Here is a 25,071-nt window from a genome sequence, read left to right on the forward strand (position 1 = left end):
TTTTGCGCCTGTCCGGCCAACAATGTCCGGCGAAGACAGCGACAAACCATCCGAGGAGACAGACATGAGCAAGCATCCGTTCGACCTGACCGGCAAGGTGGCATTGGTGACCGGGGGTAACGGCGGCATCGGCCTGGGCATTGCCGAAGGGCTGGCCGCGGCCGGTGCCGATATCGCGATCTGGGGCACCAACGCGGAAAAGAACGCCGCCGCGGCGGAGCGCCTCGCCGCGCACGGGCGCAAGGTGCATGCCGAGCTTTGCGACGTGGGCGACGAGCAGGAGGTGGATGCCGCGATGGCGCGCACGGTGGCGGCGCTCGGCCGCATCGACGGCTGCTTTGCCAACGCCGGGGTCGGCAGCGGCAACAAGGGACCGTTCGACCAGATGGCGACCGAGGCCTGGCGCCGGACCCTGCGGGTCAACCTGGACGGCGCCTTCTTCACGCTGCGCGCGGCGGTGCGGCAGATGCTGGTGCAGGGCGAGGGCGGCGTGCTGTGCAGCACGGCCTCGGTGGCGGCGATCGAAGGCGCGCCGCGCTCGGAACACTACGCCGCGACCAAGGGCGGCGTGATCTCGATGATGCGCGGGCTCGCGGTGGAGTACGCGCGCAAGGGCATCCGTGCCCATTCGATCCTGCCCGGCTGGATCAAGACCGAGATGACCAGCGCGGCGCAGGGCAACGAGGCCTTCCAGGAGATGGTGCACAAGCGCGTGCCGATGCGCCGCTGGGGCGAAGGCAGCGACTTTGCCGGCATCGCGGTCTACCTGATGAGCCCGGCATCGGCCTACCACACCGGCGATACCTTCGTCATCGACGGCGGCTATACCCTGTTCTGACGCGCCGGGCGTGCCGGCCAGACCTTGCCGCCGCCGACGACATAGGCGCGCTCATCGGCTTGCGGCCGCACCGTGGCATGGCCGGTGAAGGCGCCGAAGGCGGGCAGGATGGCGCCGCGCGGCCCGAACAGGAAGCACGGCAGGCGCAGGCTGTCGGCGCCGCTGCCGCGCAGGCGGCAGGCCGGATGCAGGTGGCCGGCCAGCACATAGCCCAGCGGCGAAGCGCCGGGCATATGGCAGAGCGCGAACGGGCCGGCGATGGCCGGCTCCGACACCACGGCGATCTCGAGCGACGCGGGCGGGTCGCCGGCGCGCGCGTCATGGTTGCCGCGTACCAGCGTGCAGCGCAACGGCGCAGGCAATTCCTGGCGCCAGTCGTATAGCGCCTGCAGCACCGATGGCGTGCGCGATGCGCGCGCGTGCAGGAAGTCGCCCAGGAACACCAGTTCATCGACCGGCAACTGCCGCACCAGGCGGGTCAGCAGTGCCAGGTTGTCGCCGGTGGTGCCGTGCGGCACCGGCTGCCCCAGCGCACGGAAGGCCGCAGCCTTGCCGAAATGCACGTCCGCCACCATCAGCATGCCGGCCGCCGGCCACCACAGCGCATGTTCGGGCAGCAGCCACAGGGTTTCGCCGGCTGCGGACACGGCTAGCGCGCCGCCGTCCTGCAAGGTGCGGGCATCGACGTTCATAGCAGCGGCAACGGCCTCGACGGCTTGCGCTGGCGCCGCGGGCGGCGCGCGCCGCGGCCGGACGGGCCGGCATGGTCGGCCATGCCAAAGCGCGCGGCCTCGGCCACTGCCTCGGCCGGCATGCCCGCGGCTTCGCCGGGTTCAGGGCCGGCAGCCAGCTCCAGGTCGGCCAGCATCCGTGCGATGCGGTCGGCCAGTTTCTCGGTGCTGAGCTTCTCGCGCAGGAACTCCACCACCAGCGGGAACGACAGCGGCGTGGGGCGCTTCAGCGCGTGCAGGTCGAGCTTCAGCGCTGCCAGCCGCTCCAGCGTCGCGGCAAGCCGGTGCGCGTCCAGCTCCTGCATCAGCACTTCGCGTTCGGCCTGGCCCAGCAGCAGGTTGCTGGGATCATGCTTGCGGAAGACCTCGTAGAACAGGCTCGAAGACGCCTGCAACTGGCGCGCGCTCTTCGGCGCGCCAGGATAGCCCTGGAAAATCAGCCCGGCCACGCGCGCAATCTCGCGAAAGCGCCGCAACGACAGCTCGCCTGCGTTCAGGCTGCCCAGCACGTCGGCGGCCAGGTCGCGCCGGCGTTCGTCGGCCAGCACCTGCGGCAGCCAGCGGCCCCAGTCCACCGGCGCCGACGCCAGCAGTTCCAGCCCGTAGTCGTTGACCGCCACCGAGAACGTGGCGGGCACCTGTTGCCCCAGCCGCCACGCCAGCAGGCTGCCCAGTCCAAGATGGACCGAGCGCCCGGCGAACGGATAGAGGAACAAATGCCAGCCCTCGCGCGATTGCAGCGACTCGGCCACCAGGGTGTGGCGCGAGGGCAGCGCCGACCACTGCGCCTGCAGGTCCACCAGCGGCTGGATCAGCGGCAGCTCGGGCGTGGTGCGCGGGTCCAGCTGCCCCGCCGCGGCGGCGGCGAGGGTGTCGATCACCGCTTCGGCCAGCTCGGTCGACATCGGCATCTTGCCGCCGTTCCAGCGCGGCACCACCGGGCGCCTGCCCGTGGCGCGGCGCACGAACGCGGTCATCTCCTGCACGCGCACCAGCTCCAGCAGCCGGCCGCCGAACAGGAAGCAGTCGCCCGGTGCCAGCCGCGCGATAAAGCCTTCTTCCACCGAGCCCAGCGAAGCGCCACCGGTGCCAGCGCGGCTCCAGTAGCGCACCTGCATGGTGGCATCGCTGACGATGGTGCCCACGCTCATGCGGTGGCGCCGCGCCAGCCCCGCGTCCGGCACGCGCCAGACGCCTTCGTCGTCGGGCACGGCGCGGCGGAAGTCCGGGTAGGCCGACAGCGTGGCGCCACCCTGGCGCACGAAGTCCAGGCACCACTGCCATTCGTCGTCGGTCAGGGCGCGGTAGGCCCAGGCGGAGCGCACTTCCGCCAGCAACGCTTCAGGCCGGAAGCCGCCGCCCAGCGCCACCGTCACCAGATGCTGCACCAGCACGTCGAGCGGCTTGTCGGGCGACTCGCGGGCCTCGATCCGCCCGGCCTGCACCGCGTGCCGCGCGGCCACGGCCTCGACCAGTTCGAGGCTGTGGGTGGGCACCACGGTGACCCGCGAGGCGCGTCCCGGCGCATGGCCGGAACGCCCGGCGCGCTGCAGCAGCCGCGCCACGCCCTTGGGCGAGCCCACCTGCAGCACGCGCTCCACCGGCAGGAAGTCCACGCCCAGGTCCAGGCTGGAGGTGCACACCACCGCGCGCAGGGCGCCGCTCTTCAGGTTCAGCTCGACCCATTCACGCACCGCGCGGTCGAGCGAGCCGTGGTGCAGGGCGATCTCGCCGGCCCATTCCGGCCGCGCGTCGAGCAGTGCCTGGTACCACAACTCGGCCTGCGAGCGCGTATTGAGGAAGACCAGCGTGGTGCTGCTGTGCGCCAGTTCTTCCACCACATGCGGCAGCATCGACAGCCCCAGGTGGCCGGCAAACGGGAAGCGGCTGACGTTGTCGGGCAGCAGCGTGTCGATCACCAGCTTCTTGGGGGTATGGCCATGCACCAGCACGCGCCGCTCGCCGGGCACGCCGCTCAGCAGCACATCGGCCGCGTGCGGCAGGTTGCCCAGCGTGGCCGACAGCCCCCACACCATCAGCGCGGGCTGCCATTGGCGCAGCCGTGCCAGTGCCAGCTGCACCTGCACGCCGCGCTTGTTGCCGAGCAGCTCGTGCCATTCGTCGACCACCACCATGCGCACGCGCCGCAGCGTGTCGTGCGCGTCGGCGCGCGTCAGCATCAGCGTCAGGCTTTCGGGCGTGGTCACGAGTGCGGTGGGGAAGCGCCGCTGCTGCGCCGCGCGCTCGGCGCTGCCGGTGTCGCCGGTGCGCAGCGCGACGGTCCAGTCGAGGTCGAGCTCCGCCAGCGGCGCCTGCAGCGCGCGCGTGGTGTCGGCCGCCAGCGCGCGCATCGGCGTCAGCCACAGCACGGTCAGCGGCGGCGCGGGCTTGTCGTGCGAGGGGGCTCCGCGCGGCGTGGCGAACGCCATCAGCGCGCCCAGCCAGGCCGCATAGGTCTTGCCGGTGCCGGTGGTGGCATGCAGCAGTCCGCTCTGGCCGCGCGCGATGGCGGCCCAGACCTCGCGCTGGAACGCGAAGGGCTCCCAGCCGCGCGCGTCGAACAGCGCCTGCATGCCTTGGGCGACGGTCAGCGGCTGCGCGGCTGGCGGTCCGGGCGCGATGGAAGGCGCCGCCGGCTGGCGCGCGCTGCGGGGCGGGTTCATGCTGCATCCTCCCGCGGCGTGCCGGCGGTCGGCAGCAGCGCTTCGAGCGTGGCCAGCGTGTCGGCCTCTTCGATCGGCTTGTCCGTGCGCCAACGCAGCATGCGCGGAAACCGTACCGCGATGCCGCTCTTGTGGCGCCCGCTGCGGGCAATGCCTTCGAAGCCGAGCTCGAATACCTGCGTCGGTTCCACGCTGCGCACCGGGCCGAACTTTTCCACCGTGGTGCGGCGGATGATGGCGTCGACCGCGCGCATCTCGGCGTCGGTGAGCCCGGAATAAGCCTTGGCGAAGGGCACCAGCGCGCGCCCCGGCGTCCCCGGCGGGCCGTTCCAGACCGCGAAGGTGAAATCGGTATAGAGGCTGGCGCGGCGCCCGTGGCCGGGCTGCGCGTAGACCAGTACGGCATCGACCGAGTACGGGTCGATCTTCCACTTCCACCAGACCCCGACATCCTTGGTGCGGCCGGCGCCATAGGCCGCGCTGGCCGCCTTCAGCATGAAGCCTTCGACCCCCAGTTCGCGCGAGGCGTCGCGCAGGCGGGCATAGTGTTCCCAGTCGTCGGCTTCCACCAGCGGACTGAGTTCCAGCGCGGGGTGGACATGATCGGCCACCACCCGTTCCAGCCGCGCGCGGCGCTCGGCTTGCGGCCGGGTGCGCCAGTCCTCGCCTTGCCATTCGAGCAGGTCATACGCCATCAGGATCGCCGGCGCCTCGCGCAGCAGCTTGGCGCCCAGCGTCTTGCGGCCGATGCGCTGCTGCAGCAGCGCGAAGGGCTGCACGCGGCCCTGCTGCCAGACCACGATCTCGCCGTCGAGCACGGTGCCGTCCGGCAGCGGGGCGGCGGCCTGCTGCAGTTCCGGGAAGCGTTCCGTAATCAGTTCCTCGCCGCGCGACCACAGCCAGGTCTGGCCGCCGCGCCGCACCAGTTGCGCGCGGATGCCGTCCCACTTCCACTCGACCAGCCACGCGCCGGGCGCGCCCAGCACGGCGTCGAACTGCTCCAGCGGGGCCTGCAGCGGGTGCGCCAGGAAGAACGGATACGGCTGGCCGCTGGCGCGCAGCGCGCGGTCGTCTTCGTCCTCGGGCGCCAGCAGGGCCAGGAAGCGCGCCGCGTCGGGCCGGGCCGACAGATCGGTGTAGCCGACCATGCGCTCGGCCACGCGCTTGGGGTCGATGCCTGCCACCTCGCCCAGCGCACGCGTCACCAGCAGCCGCGACACGCCCACGCGGAAGGCGCCGGTGATCAGCTTGAACAGCACCAGCCGGCCATGCGCATCGAGCGGACGCCACAGCGCGTCGAGCCGCGGCAGCAGCGTTTCCGGCGGCAGCCCGCGCAGCGGCAGCAGGCGCTGCTCGACCCATTCGGCCAGGCCGGCGTGGTCGGCATCCTGTGGGTCCGGCAACAGCAGCGCGATGGTCTCGGCGAGATCGCCGACGGCCTGGTAGCTCTCTTCGAACAGCCAGTCGGGCAGGTCGGCGGCCTGGCGCGCGAGGTCGCGCAGCAGCGACACCGGCACGATCTGGCGCGGCTTGCCGCCGGCGAGGAAATAGACCGCCCAGGCGGCATCCCCGGGCGGCGCCGCGCGCAGGTAATCGACCAGCGCGGCCAGCCTGGCCTTGGTCGACGTGGTGCCATCCAGCGCGGCGTAGAGTTCGGCGAAGGCCTTCATGGCGTGGTTGCTTGCTGGCCTGCCGCGGCGGACGCCGCCGGGTCCGGGAGCGCGGCTTCATCGTCGTCGCCATATTCCGTGTCGAAGGCCTGGGCCTGCCAGCCGCGTTCGCACAGATAGCGCACCATCACCGGCACATTGCCATGGGTCACGATGATGCGGCCGGCGCCGGTGGCGCTGATCGCCTGCAGCAGCCCGGGCCAGTCGGCATGGTCGGACAACGCAAAGCCGCGGTCGACGCCGCGGCGCCGGCGCGTGCCGCGCAACTGCATCCAGCCGCTGGCGAAGGCATCCGAGGCCTCGCCGAAACGGCGCAGCCACGGCGAGCGCTGCGCCGACGGCGGCGCCACCACCAGCGCCTGGCGCAGCAGCGGGCTGCGCGCCGGCAGTTCGGAAACCAGCGCCGTCGGCGGCAACTCGACGCCGGCCTCGGCATACGCGGCATTGAGCAGCGTCAGCGCGCCGTGCACGATCACCGGGCCGGACATGCCATCGGCGCCGGCATGCCGCAAAAGGCCGTGCAGGATGCGCTGCGCCTTGCCGAAGGTGTAGGCATAGACGATGCTGGCGCGCCCGGCCCGGGCATTGGCCTGCCACCAGCCGAAGATCTCGGCCATCAGCGTGGCCTGCGGGGGCCAGCGGTAGATCGGCAGGCCGAACGTGCTTTCGGTGATGAAGGTGTCGCAGCGCACCGGCTCGAACGGCTCGCAGGTGCCGTCGGCCTCCAGCTTGTAGTCACCCGAGGCGACCCAGACCTGCCCGCCATGCTCCAGTCGCACTTGCGCGGAACCCAGCACGTGCCCGGCCGGGTGCAGGCTCAGCGTGACGCCGTGGTGGGTGATGCGTTCGCCGTAACGCAGGGTATTGAGATGGATGCCCGGCAGCCGCGCCAGCAGCACGCCGCGCCCCGCCGCCGCGCACAGGTAGTGCGCATGGCCGAAGCGGGCGTGGTCGGAATGGGCATGGGTGATGACGGCGCGCTCGACCGGGCGCCACGGATCGATGTAGAAGTCGCCGGGCGGACAATAGAGGCCTTCCGGCCGGGCGACGATCAGGTCGCCGGGGCGGGCGGATTCGGATGGTAGCTGCCGGATCGGGTCCAAGCGTGCCTCCTGATGCACTGCGGCCGGCGCGCGGCCGCGATGCTCCCGCGGAGGGAGACCTGGGCATCATACTGCGCGGCTCTGCAGGGTGTGGAGGCGGTGGGGGCTGGTTCGGGTGTCGGTGGGGGTCTGACAAGACGCCGGGCCGGTGAGGCCCGTTTCAGCGCAACGCGCCGGTAGTTTGCTCCCCTCTCCCGCAAGCGGGCGAGGGGAGCGATCGCTACGGCGGCAGAGAGGGCATGCGCTTTCAGCCGGCAGGGCTGTCAGAACTGCTTACAGCACGTCATCCTTCATGTGATACCAGTGGTACAGCACCCGCTGACCGAGCCGGCGGAACGGCGCGAACATCTGCGATTCCACCATCTCGCGCACGTTCGGGAACGGCAGCGGCGAGCGGAAGATCGGCAGTTCCGGCAGTGCCGACGACTTGCCCGCGATCAGCGCGGCCAGGCGCTTGCCGGCCTGCGCGGAATACATCACGCCGTTGCCGCCGTAGCCCATCGCGTAGTAGATCGACTGCGCCGGATCCGGCTGCGTGATACGCGGCATCATGTCGTGGCTGACGTCGACCCAGCCCCACCAGGAATAGTCGACCTGGATGCCCTGCAGCGCGGGAAACTTGCGGTGCATGTCGGCGATCAGCTTCTGCTTGTACTGGTCCTGCGGCGCGTCGTTGCCGGTGATGGCGCTGCGGCTGCCGATCTGCAGGCGGCCGTCAGGCATCAGCCGGTAGTAGTGGCGCAGGATGCGGGTGTCGGTGATGACCTGGGTGGTGCGGAAGTTGCACGCGGCCAGTTCGTCGGCGGTGAGCGGGCGCGTGACGATGGAGTTCGACAGGATCGGGAACAGCCGGTTCTTCAGCTCGCGGTGCAGCGACTGCGAGGTGTAGCCGCCGGTGGCCACGCCCACGGCGCGGGCGCGCACGATGCCCCCGGGTGTGCGCAGGTAGTGCACGCCGTTGCGGGTTTCCCAGCCGGTCACGGGGCTGGACGGGTGTACCTTGGCGCCGAGTTCACGCGCGCGGCGCAGGTAGCCGAAGGCGAGCTTGCCGGCATGGATGCCGATGCCCTCGGGTTCGTGCATGGCCCCGGCGGCTTCCTTGTCGTCGACGTATTCCCGCCGCACGGTGTCGGCGTCGAGAATGCGCGCGTCGTACTTGAATACCTCGCGCAGGATCTTCGCCTCCTTTTCCAGCGCGGGCATCACCTTGTCGCGGTGCGCGATATACAGGTGCCCGCCGGGCTGCGGATCGCAGTCGATGTTCTGGATCAGCCCCTTGAAGGTCTCCATGCCGTCGCAGACTTCCTGGTGCAGGCGCAGCGCGGTATCCAGGCCGTAGCGCTGGATCCACTGCGAGCGCTTGAGCCGCCCCGATGCGCACTGGGCCTGGCCGCCGTTGCGGGTGCTGCAGCCCCAGCTGACGCGGTTGGCCTCGAGCACGGTGGCCTTGATGCCGTATTCCTGGGCCAGGAAGATGGCGCAGGTCAGGCCGGTGAAGCCCGAGCCGATGATGGCCACGTCGACGTCGATGTCGTGCGTGATGGGGCCGTCGTCGGCCGGCGGCTCGCCCGCGGTGCCGATCCAGTAGGTGGGGGCGTATTCCCGGCCGTGGCCGGGGTTGGAGGTGTGCAGCGGGTCGTAGGCGGGATCGTACGGCCGGGTCGGCGCGGTCGACTGCTCGCCGGCCAGGAGGCTGCTGCGGGGGGCTACGGCTTGCATGGCGCGTCTCCTCGCTCAGGCTGCGGTGGTGGCCTGCGGTGCCACCACCGGCGGGCGGTCCTTGCGGTAGGCATTCTTCACCGCGATCTTGCCGCCCCGGAACGTGAACACGTCGACCATGCGCGCCTCGATGCGGGCGCCGTCGGCACGGGTGCCGCGGAAGGTCGATTCGCTGACGCCGCGGTCGCCCACGACGAAGTGGTCGCCATCGACCCATTGCGCATCGGGGAAGGTCTGCCAGGCCAGCTGGAAGCCTTCGCGCACCGCCTCGCGGCCGACAAAGCTGCGCCCCAGCAGGTCGGGGCCGGCCACGCCATGGAAGACGCAGTCATCGGCCATGCAGCCCATCAGCGCGTCGATGTCGTGGCGGTTCCAGGCTTCGTTGAAGGCTTGCAGCAGTTCGATGCCGGCGGTGTTGTCCTTGGACATGGCTTGGTCTCCGTGAGTGTGTTGTGCCGGTCCGTGGGGAACCGGCCATGACTGGAGGATAGGGAAGCCGGCCGCGGCGCTGTAGCGCCAGTTCGGGACAATCGCTTGGGCCAGCGGCGCGGGCCGCGCCGCGGCCTGGGTCAAGCGGCGGGGCGGGCCCGGGAAGTGACGGCGGCGGGGGCCGCCGGCGCGCCCGCGGTAGCCTGCAGTTCACGCGCCACGCCTGCCAGCACGCGGATGCCGGGCTCGATGCGGTCCAGCGAGATCGACGAGTAACCCAGCCGGAAGCCATTGCGCGGCGCGGGCTCGGCCATGAAGAAGACGCTGCCGGGCTCGATCAGCACACCCTGCAGCTCGGCCAGCCGCGCCAGCGCATCGGCGTCGAGCCAGGACGGCCCTTCGATCCAGCATGACGCGCCGCCGGCGATCGGCACCGCGCGGAAGTCGGGCATATGCGTGGCCAGCGCCGCCAGCACCGCTTCGGCGCGCTCGCGGTGTGCCGCGGCCAGCCGGCGCAGGTGCGCGTCATAGTGGCCGAGGGACAGGAACAGCGAGAACGCGCGCTGGATGTATGCCGACGGGTGCCGCAGCATCAGCCGGCGCGCGCCGCGCAGTTCCGCAATCAACGCCGCCGGGCCGACGATGTAGCCGATGCGCAGGCCCGGCGCCAGGCTCTTGGACAGGCTGCCGACGTAGATCACGCGGTTGCTGCGGTCCAGGCTCTTGAGCGTGGGGGTGGGGTCGCCCTCGAAGCGGCTCTCGGCCTCGTAGTCGTCCTCGATCAGCACGAAGTCCGCTTCCTCGGCCTGCCGCAGCAGTGCCTGGCGGCGTGCCAGCGGCATGGTGACGGTGGTCGGGCACTGGTGGCCGGGGGTCACGTAGACGTAGTCGCAGGCGCGCTGCGCATCGGACAGCATCAGGCCATCGTCGTCGACGGGCAGCGGCACCAGGTTGGAGGTGTGCGAGCCGAAGATATTGCGCGCGTCCGGATAGCCGGGGTCTTCGATGCCCACCGGCGTGTCCGGGCTCACCAGCAGGTCGGCCAGCAGGTACAGCGCCTGTTGCGCACCCACGGTGATCACGATCTCGTCGGTGCCGGCCCAGACCCCGCGGCGCGGCAGCACGCGGGTGCGGATCTGCTGCACCAGCGACTCGTCGTCGCGCAGGATCATGTCCTGGGCCCAGTCGTGGATGTCGAGCACGCTCAGCGCCTTCAGGCAGCATTCGCGCCAGTCCGCGGTGGGGAACAGCGCCGGGTCGTACTGGCCGTAGATGAAGGGGTAGGGATAGTCGCGCCAGTTGGCGCGCTTGACGATATTGCGCTGCTGCGTGGGACGGAACACGAAGCGCCGTTCCCAGTCGGGCTCGCCCGTGCGCGCGGGCACCGGTTCGCCGCGCAGCGAGGCGACGCCGCTGACGCGGGTGCCGAGGATCCCGGGGTTGACGAAGTAGCCGCTGCGCTCGCGCGCGACCAGGTAGCCTTCGTCGACCAGTTGCTGGTACGCCAGCACCACCGTGTTGCGCGCCACCCGCAACTGCGCCGACAGCTCGCGGCTGCTGGGCAGCGGCTCGCCGTGCGGCAGCTGCTCGTCAAGGATGGCCGAGACCAGCATCTGCCGGATCTTGCCCTGCAGGCTCAGGCCCGAATGCACATGCTGCTGGAACAGCTGCGACCAGAGGGTGGTGGGAGACTTCAGGCTCATGGGGCAGGGGGCGTTTCCCGAACGGCGAAGCGCGCCAGCATACCGCACCGGCGCGCCACGTCAGTCATGGCTGGATTGCATCAGGCATGTCAGCGCCGGACATCGACGCGTCGATGCGCATCAATACTCGTGCAGGTCGCGGCGCGGCACTTCCGCCAGCGGCACTACATGATCGACGCCACGCCGAAACAGTTGGCGCGCCGCGTAGGCCACCAGCAGGATCGCGAGGCTGACCACGCCCAGCGCCAGGGGCGTGCGCTGGTCGGGAATAAAGGCCATCGCCACCACGATGCCGAGCATGCCGACGATCGCCACATAGGTGAGGTACGGATAGCACCACATGCGCACGCGCAGCTGGCCCGGCGCCTCGCGCTCCAGCCGCGAACGCAGGCGCAGCTGCGAGATCGCGATCAGGATGTAGACGAAGATCGCCACCGTGCCGTACGAGTTCACCAGGAAGGCGAACACCGTCTCGGGCGAGACATAGGACATCACCACCGCGCCGTAGCCGAACAGCGTCGCCACCAGGATGGCGCGCACCGGCACGCCGTTGCGGCTGACGCGGGCCAGCGACTGCGGGGCGTCGCCACGGCGGGTCAGCGCAAACAGCATGCGCGACGACGCGTACAGGCCCGAGTTCAGCGCCGACAGCACCGCGGTCAGCACGATCGCATTCATGATCTGCGCCGCCGCCGGCACGCCCATCACGTTCAGCGCGCTGACGTACGGCGTGGCGATGCTGGTGGAGTTCCACGGCACCAGGCATACCACCAGCAGGATCGAGCCGACATAGAACACCAGCACGCGCGTGATCACCGAGCTGGTGGCCTTGGCCACCGCCTTCTGCGGCTCGGCGGTCTCGGCGGCGGCGATGGTGACGATCTCGGCGCCGAAATAGAAGCCGGTGGCTGCCACCGCGCCGGTCAGCACCGGCACGATGCCGTTGGGCATGAAGCCGCCGTTGGCGGTCAGGTTGGCCACCTCCATGCCGTGCGCCCCGGGGGCCAGGCCCAGCACGTAGACGCCGGCGACGAACAGGAACACCATGATCGCGGCCACCTTGATCGAGGCGAACCAGAATTCGAACTCGCCGAATGACTTGACCGAGACCAGGTTGGTCAGGGTCAGCATCACCAGCAGCACCAGGCTGATGATCCAGTTGGGCACGTCCGGCAGCCAGTAGCGCACCAGGTCTGCGCCCGCCACCGCTTCCAGCGCCACCACGATGACCCAGAAGTACCAGTACATCCAGCCGGTCAGGAAGCCGGCCAGGTTGCCTACCGCCGGGCGGTCGCGCCAGGCTTCGCGTGCATACTCGTAGAAGCCGCCGCTGCCGGGCATGGCGCAGGCCATTTCGCCCAGCATGCGCATCACCAGCACCACCAGCAGGCCGGTGATCAGGAAGGAAATGACCGCGGCCGGGCCGGCGGACTTGATGACGACGCCGCTGCCGACAAAGAGCCCCGCGCCGATCACGCCACCGAGCGCGATCATGGTCATGTGGCGTTGCTTGAGGCCGTGGGATAGTCCGTTGCCGGACGGTGATTGTTGGATCATGTTGTGTCTCCTGTGCTGCGCTTGCTGTCGGTACTGCGTTGCAGCCAGTCCAGCGTTTAAGGCAGGCGCCACGGCTTCTCTTCGGTATAGGTGGCAGGGCAGTAAATGCCAGCCTGGGGCCGTGGTCGTTCAGTATTTGCAATCCCCGGGAGAGGATGGCCTATCCGTACATATCGACTTGTCTCCGGTGTTTGCTTAAAAAATGGAACCAGAAGTTCCGAAAAATTATTGTTTAACCGGAATGTAGGCCGTTCAGGCCGGAAGGTCAACCAGAAGTTTCGATAATTGATATGATTTGACTCTGAAAATGAAACTTACCTATGATGGAGCCAGGCATAAACGATATGCGCCTCGCCAAAAGTGAAGCCAGGCCGGATGGAGACACGCCGGCGCTGCGCTTGTTCGGCCTGCTCGAGGTCATCGCGGAGAAGGACCAGTCCTTCAACCTGCAGGCGCTGGTGGAAGAAACCGGCCTGCCCAAGCCCACGCTGCACCGCATGCTGCAGCAGCTCGAGGCGGCCGGCCTGATCCAGCGCAATGGCGACGGGCGGCAGTACGGCACCGGCCTGCGGCTGCGCCGGCTGGCGGAGAACCTGTTGCTCAACAGCACCTCGCATGGCGCGCGCCACATGGTGCTGCGTCGGCTGGTGGAAGAGGTGGGCGAGAGCTGCAACCTGACCGCGTTCTCCGGCGGCGAGGTGCTGTACCTGGATCGGGTCGAAACCGCGGCGCCGCTGCGCTTTTACCTGCATCCGGGCTCGCGCGTGCCGGCGCACTGCTCGGCCACCGGCAAGCTGTTCCTGGCGCAGCTGGCGCCGGCGCAGCGGCAGCGGCTGCTGGCCAACGTGGAGCTGGAGCGCTACACGCAGAACACTATGACCGACCATGCGCAGCTGGAGGCGGAACTGGAGCGCGTCAAGCGCGACGGCTACGCGATGGACGATGAAGAATTCCTGCCGGGCCTGGTCTGCATCGGCGTGCTGGTGCCGGCGGCCGATGGCGGCAAGTCCAACCTCGGGCTGGCGCTGCAGGCCCCGGTGATGCGCGTGGCGCGCGACAAGGCGGTGCAGCTGCTGCCAGCGCTGCAGCGGGCGGCGGCGGCGCTGGCGGCGATCGAGGCCGACAGCGCCGGCGGCTGGCAGGGAGGCACCGAGGCCACGGACGCCGCGGAAGAGGACGAATAGCAAGCACGGCGTCACGCGGAACTGCTCCGCTTGCCGCGGTGCCGATGGCATGGCAATGCGATAAGCAAGGAGGAGCAAGAGGTGACGCAAGAACAGTTCGGCAAGCCGGACCGGATGATTCCGGTGCGCAGCGCGTTCGGCATCGATTCCAGCCTGATGGTGCCGGCCTTCAGCCAGCGCGACGACCATGTGCCGGAGATCGATCCGGCCTACCGCTTCCAGCCGGAGGTCACGCTTGCGATCCTGTCGGGCTTCATGCGCGACCGGCGCGTGATGGTGCAGGGCCTGCACGGCAGCGGCAAGTCGACGCATATCGAGCAGGTGGCCGCGCGGCTGAACTGGCCCTGCGTGCGCGTCAACCTGGACGGCCACATCAGCCGGCTCGACTTGGTCGGCAAGGATGCCATCGTGGTGCGCGACGGCCGCCAGGTCACCGAGTTCCAGGAAGGTATCGTGCCCTGGGCGCTGCAACGCCCGGTGGCGCTGATCTTCGACGAATACGACGCCGGCCGGCCCGACGTGATGTTCGTGATCCAGCGCATCCTGGAGCGCGACGGCAAGTTCACGCTGCTGGACCAGAACCGCGTGATCCGCCCGCACTCGTCCTTCCGCCTGTTTGCCACCTCCAATACCGTGGGGCTGGGCAACGTCAACGGGCTCTATCACGGCACGCAGTTGCTCAACCACGCGCAGATCGACCGCTGGAACGTGGTGGCGACGCTGGACTACCTGCCGCACGACGAAGAGGCGGGCATCGTGCTGGCCCGCGTGCCCGAACTGGATGACGCGGACGGGCGCGCGCTGGTCGACGCCATGGTGGCGCTGGCCGGCCTGACCCGCCGCGGCTTTGCCGCGGGCGATGTGTCGGCGCTGATGTCGCCGCGCACGGTGATCAGCTGGGCCGAGAACTGCCAGATCTTCCGCGACCCCGCGCTCGCGTTCCGGCTGACCTTCCTGAACAAGTGCGACGAGGCCGAGCGCCCCGTGGTGGCGGAGTACTACCAGCGCTGCTTCGGCCACCTGCCGGGCGAGGCCGCCGGCGTCAGCACCGCGTCGGAGCCCGCGCGATGAATGCGGCAGCGCTCGCCCGGCAGCTGCGCCGGCGCCAGCGGCAGGACGAACTGTCCGGCGCGGCCGTGCGTGCGCTCACCGGCGACGCGGCGCTGCATTTCCGCGACGGCCAGCTGTGGCGCGCGCTGCGCCCGGTGCCGCAGCATGCGCCCCACCTGCGCACCGACCTCGACACCGACACGGCCGCCTGCCTGCGCGGCGCGGCGGATGGCGCCGCGCTGCGCCAGGCGCATTCCGACGCCGCGCTGCATCGGCGGCTGTGCCCCGCCGATGCGGTGGCGCGGCTGATGTTCGAACTGCTCGAACAACTGCGTTGCGAGACCCGCCTGCCGCGCGGCATGGCTGGTGTCGCGGCTAACCTGCGCCATCGCTTCCTGGCGTGGTCGCGCGCGTTCCATCGTTCCGGGCTGACCGACGGGCATCTCGGCATCCTGCTCTATACCGTGGCGCAGGTGGCGTGGTCGCGCCTGTCGGGCGAACCGGTGCTGGAAGAGACCGAAGACCTGATCGAGGCCACGCGGGCGGCCATCGTGCCAAAGCTGGGCATCGCGCTGGCCGGCCTGCGTGCGCAGCGCCACGACCAGGCCGCCTACGCGCAGCATGCGCTGGCGCTGGCGCATGCGGTGGCGCAGATGATTCGGACCGAAGCGCCCGGTGCCGGCGAAGACGATGACAATGCCCCCTCCGCCGCACGCGCCGGCTTCGCGCTGTGGCTCGACTTCGACGAGGCGCCGGCGGAGGACTTCGCCTTGGCCGACAGCGGCCACAGCCGCGTGCTCGCCAACGCCACCGATGGCTACCGCATCTACACCACCCGCTACGACCGCGAAGTGCGCGCCGCCACGCTGGTGCGCCGCGCCTTGCTGGACGAGTACCGCACCCGGCTGGACGCGCGCATCGCGCGCGCCGGGGTCAACATCGCCCGGCTGGCGCGCCGGCTGCGCGCGGCGTTGTCGCAGCCGCGCGTGGACGGCTGGTCCTTCGGCGAGGAAAGCGGCCGCATCGATGGCCGCCGCCTGGCACAGCTCGTCAGCTCGCCCGCCGAGCGGCGGCTGTTCCGGCAGGAAGCGCACAAGGCCCATGCCGACTGCGTGGTCGGCTTCCTGATCGACTGCTCCGGCTCGATGAAGGCGCAGGCCGAGCCGCTCGCGCTGCTGGTCGACCTGCTTACCCGCGCGCTGGACCAGGCCGGCGTCGCCACCGAGGTGCTGGGCTTTACCACCAACGCGTGGAACGGCGGGCGCGCGCGCAGCGACTGGCTCGCGCGCGGCCGCCCGCAGCACCCGGGCCGGCTCAATGAAACCTGCCACATGGTGTTCAAGGACGCGCAGCGCAGCTGGCGCCGCGCGCGCACCGACCTCACGGCGTTACTGAAGCCCGACCTGTTCCGCGAAGGCGTGGACGGCGAGGCCGTCGAGTGGGCCTGTGCGCGCCTGCATGCCAGCGGCAAGGCCCGCCGCATCCTGGTGGTGGTGTCCGATGGCAGCCCCATGGATACCGCGACCGGGCAGGCCAACGACGCCTGCTACCTGGACAACCATTTGAAGGCCGTGGTGGCGCGGCACGAGGCACTGCGGGATGTGGAGGTGCTTGGGCTCGGGGTCGGGCTGGACCTGAGCCCGTATTACCGGCATGCGCTGGCGCTGGACCTGTCGCAGCCGGTGGATATGGCGATGCTCGATGAGGTGGCGGGGCTGGTGACGGCCAGGCGGCGCTAGCGGCGGCGCCCTCGACGCCCGCCGGTCCGCAAGGTCGGATTACTCACCGCTGGCGGCCGTGGGCTGTGGCTGCCCGGCCATGGCCTTCGGCTGCCACGAGACCGCGACATCGCCAGCCATGAAGGTCTGGCACGCCAGCCGGAATCCATCCGCCAGCTCGGCTTCCGTCAGCAGTTTCCTTTCCTTTGGCTTGACCGCATCGGTATGCTCGCGGCCGGTCTCGATGCGGCACTTGCAGGTACCGCACAGGCCGCCGCCGCATTTGAAGGGGATGCCGCCCTGTTCGCGCAGCGATACGCGCAGCAGGTTGCTGTTGGCCGGTGCGCTGACGGTCTTGCCGTGGTTGGTGAGGAAGGTGATCTGGATCATGGCGATTGATGCCTGGCGTGCAGGCGCGGGATTTCAGGGCCGGTCGTGCGCGGCAAGCGGCGCCGGCACCAGGGCAAGGTCCATGCTGCCGAAGCTCGCCAGCTTGCGCAGCGCATCGCGGGCGGCTTCGAGCGTGGCGTACTGGTCGAGGAAGCGCGTCGAGACCAGGTTGACGATGCCGGGCGGCGTCTCTTCCCGCACCCGGACCTTGGTATCGGCCGCCAGCTCGGCAATGACGAAGCGCGCGGTGGGCTTGCCGTAGAAGACGTAGTCATAGGCCTCGACCGCGGTCATGCCGTCGGTCGGTTCGGTACGGAACTGGCCGGGGCGGCTGGTGAGCAGCACGAACATGTCAGGCCCCCACGCTTGCCCGCGCCAGCGCGGCTGGCGCCGGCAGGTCGTCCTGCGCCAGCTCGATGTCATGCTCGATCCATAGCTGGCAAGCCAGGCGATAGCCCGCTTCGAGCCGATCGCCGAGTTGCTTCTTTTCCTTCCAGTTGGGCGGCGGCAGGTGCTCGGCCCCGGCGAGCACGCGGCACGCGCACTTCGAGCATTTGCCCATGCCGCATTCGTAGCGCAGGTTGGGATAGGGGAACTGCCGGATGCCGGCGCGGACCACCAGGTTGGTGCCGGGGCTGACCTCGCCGGTAAAGGCCTGGCCGGACTTGTGCAGGATGATTTTTGGCATGGTTGGTAGCGAAAAGGTCGGGTAGGACGCGGCTGTCGTCGCGGTGCTGTGTTCCGCCTACGACCACAACAACATCGCCGCCACGGTGGAGCAAGCCAGCCCGATCAGCACCGGGATCAGCAGCGCGCGCACCGCTTCCAGTACCGGCACGCGGGCAAAGCCGGCGACCGCGATCAGCGACGACCACGCCACCAGCGTGCCGCCGCCGGTCCAGACCGCGCCCATCTGGCCCACCGCCGCCAGCGTGGCGGGGTCGAAGCCCACCACCGGCCCCAGCGCGCCGGCCAGCGTGCCGGTAAGCGGCAGGCCGGCGAAGCCGGAGCCGTCGATGCCGGTAATCATGCCCACCAGCAGTACGCCGAACGCGACCAGCACGTGGTTGTCCGGGATCATGTGCTGGTAGGCCTGGATCAGTTCGAACAGCAGGCTGGGCGCCTTGCCCGGCGGCAGGCCAAGGATCTGCGCCGCGGTCTCGCCGGCGCCGACGAAGAAAAAGCCGGCGATCGGCAGCACCGAACCCATGGCCTTGAAGGCGAAGACGAAGCCGTCGGTGATGTGCTCCGGGCAGACGTCGAGCATGCGCCGCGGGCCCTCCGCGGCCAGCGTCGCCAGCATCATCAGCACCGCCGCGACCCCGCCCACCAGGGCGGCGGCGTCGCCGCCCTTGAGGTCCTGCACGCCGGCGCCAAGCTTGGGCAGCACCATCACCGCAACCACCGCGAGAAAGGCCAGCGGCGTCACGATGGCAAAGCACTTGGACCATTTCACCCGGCGCCTGGCCACCATCGACAGGCTTGCCTCGATATTGCTGTCGGTGGCGAGCGGTTCGGCGTGGGCGGTGCCGCGGGCGATCTCGGCCTTGTCGAAGGTGATGCCGCCATCGATGCCCTCGGCGGTGCCGCCGGCACGCGCCTGCCAGCGGTCGAGCAGGGTGCCGCTGGCCGGCACGATGTGCTTGCGCATCGACAGGTAGGCCAGGCACAAGGCAATGCAGCCGGTAATCAGCGACAGCGACAGCGCACGGTCAGCCACCACGGCCGCGCTGACCGCCGCGCCGGCGGCCTTGGCGCTGATGCCCGGCGCGACGCCGATCACATAGTCCGATGACAGCGCCATGCCTTGTCCGGCGATGGCAATCGCCATCGCGCCCGCCAGCGGCGGCAACCCCGCGGCGATCGCCGCCGGCAGCAGGATGGCCGATACCAGCGGCACGGCCGGGGTCGGCCAGAAGAACAGCGAGATCACGTAAGTGATGCCAGCCAGGATAAAAAACGCGGAATGCCCGTTCTTCATCACCACACGGAAGGGTTCGACCATGCGGATGTCTGAGCGCAGCGTCTTGAGCGCGTTGAGCAGCGCCGTCATGAAGGCGATCACCAGGAAAATGTTGAACAGCTCCCGGGCGGCGACCAGGCTGGCGGAAAACACCCCCGCCAGCGCGGAGACCGGGCTGCCGGTCAGCGCAAGGATGACCAGCGCGGTACCGGCGATCGAAGGGACAACGACATTGGCGCGCAGGATCATCGTCAGCACGATGACTGCTACCCCGGCCAGATAGATCCAGTGCGCGGCACCGATCACGACTTGTTGTGACATGAAGACTCCCTGGGGGCGGAGGGGTTGTGGGGGCGGCCCCACCGGCTGCATGGGATCGTGACGGTATACTATATTCCACGAATGTTCCGCGCCAAGCGATTTTTTATTGGGACTAATGCGGATGCCAGATCAGGGCGTGATCCCTACGGGCCGCACAATTATTGGGATTCCCGGCGCCTCAACGCCGCTCGAGGGTGCATCGACCTGCGCGCAAGTTGCTGTCACTCCTACGGATATGTAGACTGTATACCGTGATCTGTTGATCGGCACCGGCCTACCGCGCAAGCTGGCGTTCGTCCCGACTGCCTTACATGCCCATATCCACGACTTACGCCATGCCCCCCGCCTTGCTGACATCGCTGCTGCCGCCAGGCCTCGCCCTCCCGGACTACCTGTGGATGGGCGTGCTCATCCTGGTCGGCGCATGCCTGCAAGGCGTGGGCGGGATCGGCTTTGCGATGCTGTGCGCACCGCTCGGCGCGATCTTCTTCCCGGACCTCGTGCCGGGGCCGCTGCTGGCGATGGGGTGCTGCCTGTCATTGATGGGAGCGCTGCGCGAGCGCGAAGCCATCGTCTGGCCCGTTGCCGGCTTTGCCCTGGTGGGGCGCGCGCTCGGAGGCGCGGCGGCGGTCCTGACCATCGCCTGGCTTGCGCCAGGACCGCTGGCGGTGCTGTTCTCGCTGTCGATCCTTGCCGCGGTGGCGCTGAGCCTGCTCGGCTGGCGCCTGCTGCCGGAGCCGCGCAACGTCGTGATTGCCGGCACGCTGTCCGGCTTCATGGGAACCCTCACCTCGGCCGGCGCGCCGCCGTTCGCGCTGGTCATGCAGCACATGGCGCCGGCGCCGATGCGCGCCACCATGGGCTGCATCCTTTCGGGCGGCGCCGTGCTGTCGCTGGCCATGCTGGCGCTGGCGGGGCGCTTCGGCATGGCGCAGCTGGTGCTGGCACTGGCGCTCGCGCCGTTCCTGCTGGCCGGTTTCGCGCTGTCGAACCGGCTGCGCGGACGCGTTTCCGCCAGCACGGTGCGCCGCTTGCTGCTGGGCGTGTGCGCGGCCGGCGCCCTCGGCGTGCTCGGCCGCGCGGCCCTCGCCTGAGGCGGGCGCGGCTCTTCTGATTTCCCGTCGTTTCCGATCCCACCCACCCAGCGGAGTTGCCATGCAGCACATCACAGACGCCATGATCGATGCCCACGTCACCCCGGAAGCGGCCCGGCGGGTCATGGAGGCCGCGTTTACAAGCTTCGGGCGCGGCGATGCCGCGATGCAGGCGCGCATCCGCACCGAGGCGGGCGGCGTCAAATTGTCCACGCTGGGGGCCGTGATCCCGCAGCAGGGCGTGGCCGGAGCCAAGGTCTACACCACCATCAATGGGCAGTTTTCCTTCGTCATCCTGATCTTCTCGACCGACGACGGCCGCCCGCTGGCATCGTTCGACGCCGGCGCGATCACGCGCCTGCGCACCGCGGCCTGCACCACGCTGGCGGCGCAGCGGCTGGCCCGCGCCGGCGCACGCACGCTGGCCTTGTTCGGCGCCGGCACGCAGGGCGCGCAGCACGCGCGCCAGCTCAGCGCCACGCTCGGGCTTGAACGCATCCTGGTGTCAGATCCGCACGCCGACGCCGCCATGCCGGACCGGCTGTCGGCACAGTGCGGCATCCCGGTGGCGCTGGCCGAGCCCGATGCCGCGGTGGCGGAGGCCGACATCATCATCACTGCCTCGCGGGCCACCACGCCGCTGTTCGCCGGCGCGGCCATCCGGCCAGGGGCCTTCGTCGCCGCCATCGGCTCCAGCCTGCCGCACACGCGCGAACTGGACGACACCGCGCTGCGCCGCGCCGCCGCCGTGGTGGTGGAGTGGCGGCCGCAATCGACCCGCGAGGCAGGCGATATCGTGCTGGCCGCCCCCGACGCGCTGCCGCCGGAAAAAATCGTCGAACTGGCCGACGTCGTGCTCGGCAAGGTGTCGCCGCGGCAGCGGGACGACGACATCGTGATCTACAAATCGGTCGGCGTGGGCCTGGAAGACGTTGCGCTGGCCGGGTTTGCATGGTCATGCATTGCCGCCGGGGCGGGCGTCCGGCCCGACTGATCCGGTCCCACCTATGCCGGGTAAACACTGAGGTGATGAATCAACAGTGGCCCTTGTCGTCTCCGAGCGACTGTATATAGTATACAAACATGCCGGCACGGCCCAATCGCCCGATCCGGCATCCAACCCATCGTCCCACCTCGCCAACCAGGAGCCCCCGTCATGGCCGAACTGATGACCCGCGAAGATTTCCGTGCCGCCCTCGAACAAGCCATCAAAGGCAAGAGCGCCAACCAGGCGCCGTTCAGCGTGGCGTGGGCCAGCGGCAAGCTGACCCGCGCCCACCTCGCGCGCTGGGCCGAGAACCACTACCACTACGTCGGCCCGTTCGCGGACTACCTCGGCTATATCTATGCGCGCACGCCGGACCGCTACACCGAAGCCAAGGATTTCCTGCTGGCCAACATGTACGAGGAAGAGATCGGCGGCGACCGCCACACCGACCTGCTGATCCGCTTTGCCGAAGCCTGCGGCACCACGCGCGAGCGCGTGCTCGACCCGGACAACATGTCGCCGACCACACGCGGCCTGCAGAGCTGGTGCTATGCGGTGGCGATGCGCGAGGACCCGATCGTGGCCGTGGCCGGCCTGGTGGTGGGGCTGGAATCGCAGGTGCCGTCGATCTACCGCAAGCAGACGCCAACGCTGCGCGACAAGTACCAGTTCACCGACGAAGAAGTCGAGTTCTTCGACCTGCATATCGTCTCGGACGAGATCCACGGCGAGCGCGGCTACCAGATCGTGCTCGAGCACGCCAATACGCCGGAACTGCAGCAGCGCTGCCTGAAGATCTGCGAGATCGGCGCGCAGATGCGGCTGCTGTACACCACCGCGCTCTATCACGACTACGTCGAAAAAGAGCTGCCGCTGCCCGAACTGGACATGGCTGCCTGAGCCGCGCCACGCAACGGAATCGACGATGACTGTGTTCCTCAACCACATCGACGGCGAATGGACGGCCTGCCGCTCGGGCCGGACCTTCGATAACGTCAACCCGGCCGACACCGCCGACATCGTGGGCCGCTTCCAGGCGTCGTCCGCGGCGGATGCGCAGGCGGCCGTGGCGGCCGCGGCGGCGGCCTTCGCCGGGTGGAAAAAGACGCCGGTCGGCAAGCGCGCCGCCATGCTCAACCGTGCGGCCGACCACCTCGAAGCGAATGCCGACAGCATTGCCGCAGAACTGACCCGCGAGGAAGGCAAGGCGCTGGCGCTGGCGCGCGACGAAGTGCTGCGCTCCGCCCAGACGCTGCGCTTCTATGCGGTGGAAGGGCAGACCTTCACCGGCGAGGTGTATCCCAACGACGACCCCGACCAGCTGGTCTACAGCCAGCGCGAGCCGCTTGGCGTGGTGACGGTGATCGCGCCGTGGAATTTCCCGCTATCGATCCCCGCGCGCAAGATCGCGCCGGCGCTGGTCACCGGCAACACGGTGGTGTTCAAGCCGTCGTCCGAGGCGCCGCTGTCGGGTTACCGGCTGGCCGAGGCGCTGGTGCAGGCCGGGCTGCCCAAGGGCGTGCTCAACTTCATCACCGGCAGCGCCGCCGAGATCGGCGCTGCCATCACCGCCGCGCCGGCGGTGCGAGCGATATCGTTCACCGGCTCGTCGCGCGCCGGCGAGCAGATCCACCGGTCGGTGCCGCTGACCACGCGCACCCAAATGGAACTGGGGGGCAAGAACCCGCTGATCGTGATGGAGGACGCCGACCTCGACCGCGCCGTCGACCTGACCATCAAGGGCGGCTTCTCGCTGTCGGGCCAGGCCTGCACCGGCACCAGCCGCGTGCTGGTGGCCGAATCGGTCAAGGCGGCCTACACCGAACGCCTGCTGGCGAAGGTGGCAACGCTGAAGGTAGGCAGCGGCGTGACGCCCGGCATGGACCTGGGGCCACTGGCCTCGCACAAGCAGCTGGAAACGGTGCTGCGCTACCTCGACATCGGCAAGTCCGAGGCAACGCTGCTGTGCGGCGGCATGCGCCTGGCCGGCGGCGACTTCGACAAGGGCTATTACGTCGCGCCGACGGTATTCACCGACGTGACGCCGCAGATGCGGATCGCGCGCGAGGAGATCTTCGGGCCGGTGATCGCCATCCTCGGCTTTACTGACTACGGCGACGCGATCGCCAAGGCCAACGATACCGAGTACGGCCTGGCCGCGGCCATCGTCACCAGCGATCCGCGCTATATCCACCACTTCGCCAGCGATATCGAGGCGGGCACGGTCAAGATCAACCGCACCACCACCGGCAACCTGGTCAACGCGCCGTTCGGCGGGCTGAAGCGGTCGAGCACGTCGACCTTCCGCGAATCGGGCCGCACCGGGCTGGAGTTCTATACACAGGTCAAGACGGTCTACCGGGGCGCCTGAGCCCGACCGTCGCAAGGAGTCATCGCCATGAAGAAAGCCATCAAGCTGGAATTGCGCGAAGCGCGCCACATGGTCGCCGCCGCGATCCGCCGTTCGCAAGACATCGGCGTGCTGGAGTCGATCTGCGTGGTCGACGAAGGCGGCTACCCGCTGGTGCTGGAGCGCATGGACGGGGCCCGCATTACCGGCCCGCAGATCGCCTGGAACAAGGCCTTCACCGCCGCCGGCCACAAGCGCTCGACGCACCTGTTCACCACGCCGCCGAACGGGCCGGCACTGCCGGGCAACGAGGCCTTCGGCATCCAGTGGAGCTTCGAGGGCAAGTTCGCCGCGTTTGTCGGCGGCTTCCCGATCGTGGTCAACGACGAGGTGATCGGCGGCATCGGCCTGTCGGGCGGCAACGGCGAACAGGACACGCAGGCCGGCCTGGCCGCCTTGCAGGCGCTGGCCGAATTGCTGGCGCCTCAGGACCTGAAGGTGCTGGTACAGGCCGACATCAAGAAGTAAGCACGCTTGCCTGGAGCTTCCATGTCGTACCGCATCCAGATCGCCGAAACGGAACAGGTGTTCCGGGTCGAACCCGGCGAGACCGTGCTGCAGGCCGCGCAGCGCGCCGGCATCGCCTTGCGCCATGATTGCCAACTGGGCGGCTGCGGCACCTGCCGCATCCGCCTGCTCGACGGAGAGGTGAGCTACCACGAGGAACCGTTCGGGCTGGCGCCCGACGAGGCCGCGGCCGGCTTCGCACTGGCGTGCCAGGCGCAGCCGCAGGCCGACCTTGTCATCAGCACGGCGCGCGACGACGAGGCCTGCGCCGAACCGGCACGCCATCGCGCGGTGGTGCACGCGGTGCGGCCGCTGTCGGCCGACGTCATGCACGTCGAGCTGGAGGTGCCGGACGGGGGGGCGCTCGATTACCGTCCCGGGCAATACCTGAAGCTGATGAGCGGCGACGGGCTCGCGCGCAGCTTCTCGATGGCATCGGTGCCGCGCGACGGGCGCATCGACCTGCATGTGCGGCGCATTCCCGGCGGCACCTTTACCGACGGCATCCTGCCGCGCATGCGGGCCGGCGATGCTATCGAGGTCGAACTGCCGCTGGGCAACTTCTTCTACCGCGCGCGGGACTACCGGCCGCTATTGATGGTGGCCACCGGCACCGGCCTCGCGCCGATCAAGGCGATCCTGGAATCGCTGATGGAAGACCCCGACTGCCCGCCGGTGTCGTTGTACTGGGGCATGCGCCAGGTGCAGGACCTGTACCTGCATGGGGAGATCCCGGCGTGGGGCGAACGGCTCTACGACTTCCGCTACGCGCCGGTGCTGTCGCGGGCCGGTGCCGACTGGCAGGGCCGGCGCGGCTATGTGCATGACGCGGCGCTGGCTGACCTGGGCGACCTGAGCGAATACGCCATCTACCTGTGCGGCTCGCCCAACATGATCCGCGACGCGCGTGCCGCCTTTATCGCGCATGGTGCCAGCCCCGACCATCTCTACGCCGACAGCTTTACGTTCCAGCACCCTTGTTAAGACATGGCGGCATGCAAAAATGGCTGGTATACAATGACGCCAGCCTCTC

At 69.5% G+C, this 25,071-nt stretch carries 22 protein-coding genes; 10 read left to right on the forward strand and 12 right to left on the reverse strand.

Translation table 11 applies throughout. The features are described 5' to 3' along the window. Positions 1-64: 64 nt before the first annotated feature. Positions 65-838: an SDR family NAD(P)-dependent oxidoreductase gene (locus tag ACOCMH_RS06145; RefSeq protein ID WP_427308261.1), complete on the forward strand. Its 774-nt coding sequence runs from the start codon at positions 65-67 to the stop codon at positions 836-838. Here the strand turns inward: ACOCMH_RS06145 and pdeM are convergent. The 8 genes from pdeM to ACOCMH_RS06185 all read right to left on the reverse strand — a co-directional run bounded on the left by pdeM (position 823) and on the right by ACOCMH_RS06185 (position 12,413). Continuing rightward, positions 823-1,530 carry a ligase-associated DNA damage response endonuclease PdeM gene (gene pdeM, locus ACOCMH_RS06150; RefSeq protein WP_427308262.1) on the reverse strand — a complete coding sequence of 236 codons (708 nt, stop codon included), beginning with the start codon at positions 1,528-1,530 and terminating at the stop codon, positions 823-825. The two genes, ACOCMH_RS06145 and pdeM, sit on opposite strands and share 16 nt — an antisense overlap. Beyond that, a complete protein-coding gene (locus tag ACOCMH_RS06155; RefSeq protein WP_427308263.1) occupies positions 1,527-4,232 on the reverse strand; it encodes a ligase-associated DNA damage response DEXH box helicase in 2,706 nt (901 codons plus the stop codon). The genes pdeM and ACOCMH_RS06155 overlap by 4 nt, the downstream gene beginning before the upstream one ends. Then, positions 4,229-5,902: an ATP-dependent DNA ligase gene (locus tag ACOCMH_RS06160; protein WP_427308264.1), complete on the reverse strand. Its 1,674-nt coding sequence runs from the start codon at positions 5,900-5,902 to the stop codon at positions 4,229-4,231. The genes ACOCMH_RS06155 and ACOCMH_RS06160 overlap by 4 nt, the downstream gene beginning before the upstream one ends. Further along, a complete protein-coding gene (locus ACOCMH_RS06165) occupies positions 5,899-7,005 on the reverse strand; it encodes a ligase-associated DNA damage response exonuclease (protein ID WP_427308265.1) in 1,107 nt (368 codons plus the stop codon). Before ACOCMH_RS06165 ends, ACOCMH_RS06160 begins: the two co-directional genes overlap by 4 nt. A 273-nt stretch (positions 7,006-7,278) precedes the next feature. Then, a complete protein-coding gene (locus ACOCMH_RS06170) occupies positions 7,279-8,724 on the reverse strand; it encodes an NAD(P)/FAD-dependent oxidoreductase (RefSeq protein ID WP_427308266.1) in 1,446 nt (481 codons plus the stop codon). A gap of 15 nt (positions 8,725-8,739) precedes the next feature. Beyond that, positions 8,740-9,153: a nuclear transport factor 2 family protein gene (locus tag ACOCMH_RS06175; protein ID WP_427308267.1), complete on the reverse strand. Its 414-nt coding sequence runs from the start codon at positions 9,151-9,153 to the stop codon at positions 8,740-8,742. Positions 9,154-9,293: 140 nt separating this feature from the next. Further along, entirely contained in the window at positions 9,294-10,856 is a 1,563-nt protein-coding gene (locus ACOCMH_RS06180) for a PLP-dependent aminotransferase family protein (RefSeq protein WP_427308268.1), read from the reverse strand. A gap of 120 nt (positions 10,857-10,976) precedes the next feature. After that, positions 10,977-12,413 carry an amino acid permease gene (locus ACOCMH_RS06185; protein WP_427308269.1) on the reverse strand — a complete coding sequence of 479 codons (1,437 nt, stop codon included), beginning with the start codon at positions 12,411-12,413 and terminating at the stop codon, positions 10,977-10,979. A gap of 320 nt (positions 12,414-12,733) precedes the next feature. Between ACOCMH_RS06185 and ACOCMH_RS06190 the strand changes: the two genes are divergently transcribed. The 3 genes from ACOCMH_RS06190 to ACOCMH_RS06200 all read left to right on the forward strand — a co-directional run bounded on the left by ACOCMH_RS06190 (position 12,734) and on the right by ACOCMH_RS06200 (position 16,386). After that, a complete protein-coding gene (locus tag ACOCMH_RS06190) occupies positions 12,734-13,597 on the forward strand; it encodes an IclR family transcriptional regulator (RefSeq protein WP_427308270.1) in 864 nt (287 codons plus the stop codon). An 81-nt stretch (positions 13,598-13,678) separates the two neighbouring features. Beyond that, positions 13,679-14,668: an AAA family ATPase gene (locus ACOCMH_RS06195; protein ID WP_427308271.1), complete on the forward strand. Its 990-nt coding sequence runs from the start codon at positions 13,679-13,681 to the stop codon at positions 14,666-14,668. Continuing rightward, a complete protein-coding gene (locus tag ACOCMH_RS06200) occupies positions 14,665-16,386 on the forward strand; it encodes a cobaltochelatase CobT-related protein (protein WP_427308272.1) in 1,722 nt (573 codons plus the stop codon). Before ACOCMH_RS06195 ends, ACOCMH_RS06200 begins: the two co-directional genes overlap by 4 nt. Before the next feature lie 39 nt (positions 16,387-16,425). Here ACOCMH_RS06200 and ACOCMH_RS06205 read toward each other — a convergent pair whose 3' ends face one another. Genes ACOCMH_RS06205 through ACOCMH_RS06220 form a run of 4 tightly spaced genes read right to left on the reverse strand, consistent with a single transcriptional unit; the run spans position 16,426 to position 19,039 of the window. After that, complete coding sequence (locus ACOCMH_RS06205; protein ID WP_427308273.1) at positions 16,426-16,755, reverse strand: 2Fe-2S iron-sulfur cluster-binding protein; 330 nt, start codon at positions 16,753-16,755, stop codon at positions 16,426-16,428. A 33-nt stretch (positions 16,756-16,788) separates the two neighbouring features. Continuing rightward, complete coding sequence (locus ACOCMH_RS06210; protein WP_427308274.1) at positions 16,789-17,106, reverse strand: ferredoxin; 318 nt, start codon at positions 17,104-17,106, stop codon at positions 16,789-16,791. Between the two features lies 1 nt (position 17,107). Beyond that, positions 17,108-17,443 carry a 2Fe-2S iron-sulfur cluster-binding protein gene (locus ACOCMH_RS06215; protein ID WP_427308275.1) on the reverse strand — a complete coding sequence of 112 codons (336 nt, stop codon included), beginning with the start codon at positions 17,441-17,443 and terminating at the stop codon, positions 17,108-17,110. A 57-nt stretch (positions 17,444-17,500) separates the two neighbouring features. After that, a complete protein-coding gene (locus ACOCMH_RS06220; protein ID WP_427308276.1) occupies positions 17,501-19,039 on the reverse strand; it encodes a hypothetical protein in 1,539 nt (512 codons plus the stop codon). A gap of 398 nt (positions 19,040-19,437) precedes the next feature. Between ACOCMH_RS06220 and ACOCMH_RS06225 the strand changes: the two genes are divergently transcribed. The 6 genes from ACOCMH_RS06225 to ACOCMH_RS06250 all read left to right on the forward strand — a co-directional run bounded on the left by ACOCMH_RS06225 (position 19,438) and on the right by ACOCMH_RS06250 (position 25,022). After that, positions 19,438-20,133 (forward strand): sulfite exporter TauE/SafE family protein, encoded by a 696-nt coding sequence (locus ACOCMH_RS06225; protein WP_427308379.1) that lies wholly within the window; start codon positions 19,438-19,440, stop codon positions 20,131-20,133. A 61-nt stretch (positions 20,134-20,194) separates the two neighbouring features. Beyond that, positions 20,195-21,127, forward strand: a complete 933-nt coding sequence (locus ACOCMH_RS06230; RefSeq protein ID WP_427308277.1) for an ornithine cyclodeaminase family protein — start codon at positions 20,195-20,197, stop codon at positions 21,125-21,127. Between the two features lie 162 nt (positions 21,128-21,289). Further along, positions 21,290-22,021, forward strand: a complete 732-nt coding sequence (locus tag ACOCMH_RS06235) for a TenA family transcriptional regulator (RefSeq protein WP_427308278.1) — start codon at positions 21,290-21,292, stop codon at positions 22,019-22,021. 25 nt (positions 22,022-22,046) lie between these two features. Further along, positions 22,047-23,492, forward strand: a complete 1,446-nt coding sequence (locus tag ACOCMH_RS06240) for an aldehyde dehydrogenase family protein (protein WP_427308279.1) — start codon at positions 22,047-22,049, stop codon at positions 23,490-23,492. A 27-nt stretch (positions 23,493-23,519) separates the two neighbouring features. Next, positions 23,520-23,999 carry a GlcG/HbpS family heme-binding protein gene (locus tag ACOCMH_RS06245; protein ID WP_427308280.1) on the forward strand — a complete coding sequence of 160 codons (480 nt, stop codon included), beginning with the start codon at positions 23,520-23,522 and terminating at the stop codon, positions 23,997-23,999. A gap of 21 nt (positions 24,000-24,020) precedes the next feature. Beyond that, a complete protein-coding gene (locus ACOCMH_RS06250) occupies positions 24,021-25,022 on the forward strand; it encodes a 2Fe-2S iron-sulfur cluster-binding protein (RefSeq protein WP_427308281.1) in 1,002 nt (333 codons plus the stop codon). The last annotated feature ends 49 nt before the right edge of the window (positions 25,023-25,071 follow it).

This window comes from Cupriavidus sp. H39, assembly GCF_050271075.1.
In the GTDB taxonomy this organism is placed as follows: Bacteria; Pseudomonadota; Gammaproteobacteria; order Burkholderiales; family Burkholderiaceae; genus Cupriavidus; species Cupriavidus necator_B.